This is a genomic window from Actinomadura physcomitrii (assembly GCF_008923205.2).
Taxonomy (GTDB): Bacteria; Actinomycetota; Actinomycetes; order Streptosporangiales; family Streptosporangiaceae; genus Spirillospora; species Spirillospora physcomitrii.
The window spans coordinates 124,516-130,575 of the sequence record NZ_WBMS02000027.1; the positions used below are offsets into that span (position 1 = coordinate 124,516).

The 6,060-nt window shown below is 75.0% G+C and carries 4 protein-coding genes and 1 pseudogene; all 5 read right to left on the minus strand.

Annotated features, from left to right (window positions below):
* Positions 1-51 precede the first annotated feature (51 nt).
* Positions 52-924, minus strand: coding sequence for a tRNA pseudouridine(55) synthase TruB (truB, locus tag F8568_RS29785; protein ID WP_151597005.1), 873 nt, complete (start codon positions 922-924; stop codon positions 52-54).
* Between the two features lie 11 nt (positions 925-935).
* Positions 936-2,219, minus strand: a complete 1,284-nt coding sequence (locus tag F8568_RS29790) for a DHH family phosphoesterase (protein ID WP_328601080.1) — start codon at positions 2,217-2,219, stop codon at positions 936-938.
* On the minus strand, positions 2,216-2,719 hold the full coding sequence (gene rbfA / locus F8568_RS29795) for a 30S ribosome-binding factor RbfA (RefSeq protein ID WP_151597006.1): 504 nt from the start codon (positions 2,717-2,719) through the stop codon (positions 2,216-2,218). The genes F8568_RS29790 and rbfA overlap by 4 nt, the downstream gene beginning before the upstream one ends.
* Before the next feature lie 116 nt (positions 2,720-2,835).
* On the minus strand, positions 2,836-3,144 hold the full coding sequence (locus F8568_RS29800) for a DUF503 domain-containing protein (protein ID WP_328601081.1): 309 nt from the start codon (positions 3,142-3,144) through the stop codon (positions 2,836-2,838).
* A gap of 225 nt (positions 3,145-3,369) precedes the next feature.
* Positions 3,370-6,060: pseudogene (infB, locus tag F8568_RS29805) on the minus strand (translation initiation factor IF-2); the annotation flags it as partial.

A 6,060-nucleotide genomic window follows, 5' to 3' on the forward strand; every position in this document is an offset into this window, starting at 1 on the left:
CATGATCTGTTGCCCGGGCCCCGGTTCTCAACCCCCGGCCGGGCCGCCGCCTCAGCCGGCGAAGACGGCGAGGGGCTTGGCGAGCCCGCCCCGCTCCTCGACCAGGGCCAGCAGGGTCCCGTCGGGCGCGAACACGCCGACCGGGCCCGGGCCCAGGCCGGCCGCGGCGAGACGTCCGCCGTGCGCGACCTTGCGGGCGTCGTCCTCCGAGACGTCCCGGCGCGGGAACACGGCCGCGACCGCCTCCGCCATCGGCAGGATCTCCAGCTTCTCGCTCAGCTGGTCGAGGGTGCGCGCCATCGGCAGGTCGTACGGGCCGACGCGGGTCCGGCGCAGCGCCGTCAGGTGGCCGCCGCAGCCGAGCGCCGCGCCGAGGTCGCGGGCCAGCGCCCGGATGTAGGTGCCGGACGAGCACGCCACCGACGCGTCCACGTCGATCACCTCGCCGTGCCGCCGGACGTCCAGCACCCGGAACTCGTGCACGGTCACCGGGCGCGCGGCCAGCTCGACCTCCTCGCCCGCACGCGCCATCCTGTACGCCCGCCGGCCGTTCACCTTGATCGCGCTGACCTGCGGCGGAACCTGCTCGATCGGTCCGGTCAGCGCGGCGATCCCGGCGTGCAGCGCCTCGTCGGCCACCGGCGCGGCGGACGCGGTCGCGGTGATCTCGCCCTCCGCGTCGTCGGTGTTCGTCGACTCGCCCAGCCGGATCGTCGCGTCGTAGCCCTTCTCGGTCAGCGCGAGATGGCCGAGCAGCCGGGTCGCCTTCCCGACGCCGAGGACGAGCACGCCCGTCGCCATCGGGTCCAGCGTCCCCGCGTGCCCGACCCGGCGCGTCTTCGCCAGCCGCCGCATCCTCCCCACGACGTCGTGCGAGGTCCAGTCCGCCGGCTTGTCGACGATGACAAGTCCCGAGTTCTCCACGCGCGCGCTCTCTACTCTCCGTCGGGGCCCGGCTCGCGCAGCGCGGCGCGCAGCCGGTCGATGATCCAGGCGGGCTCCCCGCCCATGGTGAACGCGGCGGCGGTGCGGTGCCCGCCCCCGCCCAGCTCCACGCAGGCCCGGCCGACGTCCACCGCGCCCTTCGCGCGCGTCGACACGTACCACTCGCCGCGGTCGTTCTCCTTCAGCACGACCGCGACCTCGGCCTCGTCGGTCCGCCTGAGCTGGTCGATGACTCCTTCCAGCTGGTCGTAGAGGACGTCGCGGGCCTCCCGGTCCGAGCGGGCGATCGTCGTCCAGACCAGGCCGCGGCCGCCCGCCGCGTCCCGCTCCAGCCGGGCCCGCGCCAGCGCCCCGGCCAGCACCTGCAGGTAGCCGAACGGCGCCCGGTCCCACAGCTCCCGGCTGACCGCCTCCGGCCGGACGCCCGCCGTCAGCAGCCGGCCCGCGAGGTCGTGCACCTCCGGCGTCGTGCACGGGTACTTGAACGAGCCGGTGTCGCTGGCCAGCCCCGCGTACAGGCCCTGCGCGATGTCCCCGTCCAGCGGCACGCCGAGCCGCCGGATCAGCTCCTCGACCAGCACCGCCGTGGCCGCCGCGTCCGGGTCGACCAGCCGGACGCCGCCGAACCCGACGTTGGACGCGTGGTGGTCGACGACGATCAGCGCCTCCGCCCGGCCCGCCGCGCCGGCGAGCGACCCGAGCCGCGCCTGGCCCGCCGCGTCCAGGGAGATCATCAGCGCCGGCGCGGCCGGCATCAGCGCGGGCTCGACCAGGAACTGCTGGCCGGGCAGGAACCGCAGGATCGCCGGCACCGCGAACGGCTCGCCGAACGAGGCCAGGCACCGCTTGCCCAGCGCGTGCAGCGCCTGCGCGAGCGCCAGCATCGAGCCGAGCGCGTCCCCGTCCGGGGCGATGTGGCAGGCGAGGCACACCTCGTCGGCCGCCTCGATCAGCTCGACGGCCCGGTCCCAGTCCAGACGGACGGACGCGCCGTCCGCCGCGCCTCCGCTCGCCCCCGCGCCGTTCGGAGCGGCACCGTTCGGGACGGACCCGCTAGGGGCGGCACTGTTCGGAGCGGCACCGTTCGGAGAGGCACTGTTCGGAGCGGCACCGTTCGGGGCCGGTACGGCCTGCGCCGGGGAACCGCCGCGGACGCCGGCGCCCCGCGGCACGATGTCGTGCCCACTCGCCGTGTGTCCGCCCGTCCCGTGCAGGGCGCACTCCTCGGTCCAGGCGGCGCCCGACGACTCCGCCCGCCACTGCGGCCCGGTCACGACGACCGGCGTCCGGACCGGCCGTCCTCACCGTCCTCCGCCGCGCCCAGGTCGTCCAGGTCCTCGTCGAGGTCCTCGGCGGAGGGCGGTTCTCGATAGGGGTTCGCCTCCCCCGCCGGGGCCGCGCCCTGCGCCGCCCGCGCCACCTCGGCGTCCCTCGCGCGGGCCTTGGCGAGCAGGTCGTCGATGTGCGCCGCGTTCTCCATCAGGGAGTCCATGACGAACGTGATGCTGGGCGTGTGCCGCACCCCGGTCTTCCTGCCCACCTCCGACCGGATGACGCCCTTGGCGCTCTCCAGGGCCGCCGCCGTCTCGGCGCGCTCGCCGTCCGACCCGTACACCGTGTAGTACACGGTCGCGTCACGCAGGTCGTTGGTGATGCGGGTGTCCGTCACGGTCACGAAGCCGAGCCGCGGATCCTTGATCCGCCTCTCCAGCATCTCGGCCACGATCTGCTGGATGCGGTCGGCGAGCTTGCGCGCCCGAGCTGCGTCCACCATGATCGCACTCCCTTTCTCTATGGTCGCGGGGTCCCGAGGGGGACAGCCCCCGCGGGCCCCGGTGTGCCGGCCGTCCTCCGCCGCCCGGCCGAAGCCGCGCCGCGGACGCCCGCCGGTCAGTCCTCGTCGTTGTACAGCCGCTGCCGCGCGGACAGCAGCTCGATCTCCGGCCGCCCGAACACCAGGCGCTCGCACTGGTCGAGCACCTGGGTGCAGTTGGCCGCGGTGCCCGAGACCACGGCGATCCCGATCTCCGCCCTGCGGTGCAGGTCGTTGCCGCCGGTCTCGGCCACGGCCACCCCCGGGAAGTGCTTGCGCACCTCGGCGATGATGGGCCGGACCACCGACCGCTTCTGCTTCAGCGACCGGACGTCCCCCAGCAGCAGGTCGAGCGTCAGCGCACCCACGTACACCTGGTCGATCACCTCGGGATCCACACGTAGGAACGACGGCGGTCAGCCGCCGTGTTCCCGGGCCGCCCGGCGGGCGGGCGCCCGGGAATGGCAGACGCCAGGCTAGAAGAACCGCCTGGCGTCGTGTCACATTTTTTACCCGTCCGTCCCGGCCGACCGTCCGCGCGGACCCGGCCCGCAGGCCTGGTCCGCGCGGACGGTCCGCACTGCGGACGATCGGTGCCGCGAGCGCGGGCCTCAGTCGCGAGGCTTCTCCCGCATCTCGAAGCACTCGATGACATCGCCGAGCTTGATGTCGTTGTAGCCGACCCCGATGCCGCACTCGAAGCCCTCGCGGACCTCGGTCGCGTCGTCCTTGAAGCGGCGCAGCGACGACACCGTGAGGTTGTCGGCGACCACGACGCCGTCGCGGACGAGGCGCGCCTTGGCGTTGCGCTGGATGATCCCCGAGGTGACCATCGAACCGGCGACGTTGCCGATCCGCGGCACCTTGAAGATCTCCCGGACCTCGGCGGTGCCCAGCTGGGCCTCCTCGAACTCCGGCTTCAGCATGCCCTTGAGGGCGGCCTCGATCTCGTCGATCGCCTGGTAGATGACCGAGTAGTAGCGGATGTCGACGCCCTCGCGGTCGGCCAGTTCCTGCGCGTTGCGCTCCGGCCGGACGTTGAAGCCGATGATGACCGCGCCCTCCTCGGACGCCAGGGACAGGTTGACGTCGTCCTGCGTGATCGCGCCGACACCGCGGCGGATGATCCGCAGGCTGACCTCGTCGCCCACGTCGATCTTGAGCAGCGAGTCCTCCAGCGCCTCGACGGAACCGGAGACGTCGCCCTTGAGGATGAGCAGCAGTTCCTGCCGCTTGCCCTCCTGGAAGTCCTTGAACAGCTCCTCGAGGGAGCTGCTCTTGCGGGACTTGAGCAGCTCGGCGTTGCGCTTGCGCGCCACCCGCTTGTCGGCGATCTGCCGGGCCACCCGGTCGTCGTCGACGACCAGGAAGTTGTCGCCGGCGCCGGGCACGGCCGCGAGGCCGAGCACCATCACCGGACGGGACGGGCCCGCCTCCTCGACGTTGTTGCCGTTCTCGTCGAGCATCGCCCGGACGCGGCCGCTGGCCACGCCGCAGACGATCGAGTCGCCGACCCGCAGCGTGCCGCGCTGCACCAGCACGGTCGCCACGGCGCCCCGGCCCTTGTCCAGGTGGGCCTCGATGGCCGAGCCCTGGGCGGGCATGTCGGGGTTGGCCTGCAGCTCCAGCTCGGCGTCGGCGGTCAGGATGATCGCCTCGAGCAGCCCGTCGATGTTGGTGCCCTGCTTGGCGGACACGTCGACGAACTGGGTCTGCCCGCCGAACTCCTCGGCGACCAGGCCGTACTCGGTGAGCTGCGCCCGCACCCGGTTCGGGTCGGCGCCCTCGACGTCGATCTTGTTGACCGCGACCACGATCGGCACCCCGGCCGCCGTGGCGTGGTCGATCGCCTCGGTGGTCTGCGGCTTCACGCCGTCGTCCGCGGCGACCACCAGCACCACCAGGTCGGTGGTGTCGGCACCGCGGGCGCGCATGGCGGTGAACGCCTCGTGACCCGGGGTGTCGATGAAGGTGATCTTGCGGTCCTCGCCGTCGACCTCGGTCTCGACCTGGTAGGCGCCGATGTGCTGGGTGATGCCGCCGGCCTCGCCCGCCTGCACGTTGGCGTGCCGGATGGCGTCCAGCAACTTGGTCTTGCCGTGGTCGACGTGGCCCATGACGGTGACCACCGGCGGACGGGGCACGAGGTTCTCCTCGCCGCCCTCGTCCTCGCCGTACTCGATGTCGAACGACTCGAGCAGCTCGCGGTCCTCGTCCTCGGGGCTGACGACCTGGACGTCGAAGTCCAGCTCGAGCCCGAGGGCCTGCAGGTCGTCGGGGTCGACCGACTGGGTCGCGGTGACCATCTTGCCGAGGTGCATCATGATCGCGACGAGCGACGCCGGGTTGGCGCCGATCTTCTCGGCGAAGTCGGTCAGCGACGCGCCCTGCGGCAGCCGGATGGTCTTGCCGTTGCCGCGCGGGGCCGAGACGCCGCCGACGGCGGGCGCCTGCATGTTCTCGAACTCTTGACGGCGCGCCCGCTTCGACTTGCGGCCGCGCGCGGGACGCCCGCCCGGACGTCCGAACGCGCCCTGCGTGCCGCCGCGACCGCGGCCGCCGCCACCGGGACGGGGACCGAAGCCGCCGCCCGGACGGCCGCCGCCACCGGCGCGGGGAGCGCCGAAGCCGCCGCCGCCACCGGGACGGCCTCCGCCACCGGGACCGCGGCCACCGCCGCCCGGACGGCCGCCGCCGCCGGGACCGCGGCCACCGCCGCCGGGACCGCCGCGCCCGGGGGCGCCCGCGGGCCGCGAGGACGGCATGTTCATCGGGCTCGGCCGCGGGCCGCCCGGACGGGGCGGCATGCTGCCGGGACTCGGCCGCGGGCCGCCGGCGCCCGGGGCGCCGGGACGCGGACCGCCCGGACGCGGGCCGCCAGGACGGTCGCCGCCGCGCGGGCGCTCGTCGCGCTCGGAGCGGTCGCCGCCCGGCCGCGGGCCGGGCCGCGGGCCCGGCTTGGGCGCCTGGCCCATGCCGGTGTTGGTCGAGCTGAACGGGTTGTTGCCCGGACGCGGACGGCCACCGCCGCCGCCCTGGCCGCCGGGCCGGGGCCCGGGACGCGGGCCGGGCTTCGGCGCACGCGGACCCGGACGCGGGCCGGCCGGAGCGCCGGGACCGCCGGACGGCGGGGCGCTCGGGGCCTTGGCGGCCGGAGCCTGCGGGACCTGCGGCGCCGGCCGGCCCGGAGCGGGCTGGCTCGGCGCGGGCGGTGCCGCCGGGGCCGGGGCGCGGCCCGGACGGGCGCGGCGCGGCGGGCCGCGGCGCCTGCGGGCGGGCACCCTGGGATTCCGGTCCGCCGT